Genomic DNA, 1,477 nt, shown 5'->3' on the forward strand with positions numbered 1-1,477 from the left:
TTTCGTCTCTCAAAACGCCTCTGGCGTTGTAAGGTTAAGCCTCACGGGTCATTAGTACCGGTTAGCTCAACGCATCGCTGCGCTTACACATCCGGCCTATCAACGTCGTCGTCTTCAACGTCCCTTCAGGACTCTCAAGGAGTCAGGGAGAACTCATCTCGGGGCAAGTTTCGTGCTTAGATGCTTTCAGCACTTATCTTTTCCGCACTTAGCTACCGGGCAATGCCATTGGCATGACAACCCGAACACCAGTGGTGCGTTCACTCCGGTCCTCTCGTACTAGGAGCAACCCCCCTCAATTCTCCAGCGCCCACGGCAGATAGGGACCGAACTGTCTCACGACGTTCTAAACCCAGCTCGCGTACCACTTTAAACGGCGAACAGCCGTACCCTTGGGACCTACTTCAGCCCCAGGATGTGATGAGCCGACATCGAGGTGCCAAACACCGCCGTCGATATGAACTCTTGGGCGGTATCAGCCTGTTATCCCCGGAGTACCTTTTATCCGTTGAGCGATGGCCCTTCCATTCAGAACCACCGGATCACTATGACCTGCTTTCGCACCTGCTCGAGCCGTCACTCTCGCAGTCAAGCCAGCTTATGCCATTGCACTAACCTCACGATGTCCGACCGTGATTAGCTGACCTTCGTGCTCCTCCGTTACGCTTTAGGAGGAGACCGCCCCAGTCAAACTACCCACCAGACACTGTCCGCACCCCGGATAACGGGGCCACGTTAGAACATCAAACATTAAAGGGTGGTATTTCAAGGTTGGCTCCACGCGGACTGGCGTCCGCGCTTCAAAGCCTCCCACCTATCCTACACATCAAGGCTCAATGTTCAGTGTCAAGCTGTAGTAAAGGTTCACGGGGTCTTTCCGTCTTGCCGCGGGTACACTGCATCTTCACAGCGAGTTCAATTTCACTGAGTCTCGGGTGGAGACAGCCTGGCCATCATTACGCCATTCGTGCAGGTCGGAACTTACCCGACAAGGAATTTCGCTACCTTAGGACCGTTATAGTTACGGCCGCCGTTTACCGGGGCTTCGATCAAGAGCTTCTCCTTACGGATAACCCCATCAATTAACCTTCCGGCACCGGGCAGGCGTCACACCGTATACGTCCACTTTCGTGTTTGCACAGTGCTGTGTTTTTAATAAACAGTTGCAGCCAGCTGGTATCTTCGACTGGCTTCGGCTCGGGGAGCAAGTCCCTCCACCTACGCGCCAGCGTGCCTTCTCCCGAAGTTACGGCACCATTTTGCCTAGTTCCTTCACCCGAGTTCTCTCAAGCGCCTTGGTATTCTCTACCTGACCACCTGTGTCGGTTTGGGGTACGATTTTGTGTTACCTGATGCTTAGAGGCTTTTCCTGGAAGCAGGGCATTTATCACTTCAGCACCGTAGTGCCTCGTCGTCACGCCTCAGTGTAAAGTGAACCGGATTTGCCTGGAACACACACCTACACGCTTAAACCGGG

The 1,477-nt window shown here is 54.0% G+C and carries 1 rRNA gene; it reads right to left on the reverse strand.

Annotation, left to right across the window (positions count from 1 at the left end):
* Positions 1-30: 30 nt before the first annotated feature.
* Positions 31-1,477, reverse strand: a 23S ribosomal RNA gene (locus ABIB18_RS23690); the annotation flags it as partial.

Source organism: Pantoea sp. UYEF8 (genome assembly GCF_040546285.1).
GTDB lineage: Bacteria > Pseudomonadota > Gammaproteobacteria > Enterobacterales > Enterobacteriaceae > Pantoea > Pantoea brenneri.